Genomic DNA, 548 nt, shown 5'->3' on the forward strand with positions numbered 1-548 from the left:
CAAAGCCGTCATCACTGGCACCAAATTGAATTTTTGAAATATAAAACCCAGCTTTTCACGGCGCATTTTCGCAGCCTGCATTTGTCCACTCGGGTAAGGTTGACCAGCAAACGTTACCTGACCTTGATATTGTGAATCCAACATGCCAAGCACATTGAGTAAGGTACTTTTTCCTGAGCCGGAAGGCCCACACAGCGCCACCATTTCACCGGCAAACACCTCACCAGAGACTTCTTGCAACGCGCGTACGGTCTGGCTGCCAAGGGTGTAATCGCGACTAAGTTGACTGAAAACGATCATGACGCCTCCTTAATGTTTAGCCAGTAACGCTTTGGCTGTTTGCGTTTCTAAGTGAGTGCTATCGAAACTTTCCATTTTCGCCAACCATTTCTGCGCTTGCGCCAGGTCCTCTGCACGCAGCGCTGCTCCAATGGCGTAAAGGTAAACCCAAGCCGTTGCCGCGAACGGTTGTTGATTGAAGCTCGGTTCATCAAGCAGAGTCAGGTACAGCTCGTACCCACGCTCAAAGTGATTAAACATATCCGGAA

Annotated in this window: 1 protein-coding gene and 1 pseudogene; both read right to left on the minus strand. The window is 49.5% G+C overall.

Annotation, left to right across the window (positions count from 1 at the left end):
- Nucleotides 1-300 (minus strand): ATP-binding cassette domain-containing protein (locus tag R7040_RS29175; RefSeq protein ID WP_318098004.1); only part of this gene is annotated, 300 nt, incomplete at its 3' end.
- Nucleotides 301-309: 9 nt separating this feature from the next.
- A pseudogene (locus R7040_RS29180) lies at nt 310-548 on the minus strand (hypothetical protein); the annotation flags it as partial.

Source organism: Vibrio sp. 1069 (assembly GCF_033340555.1).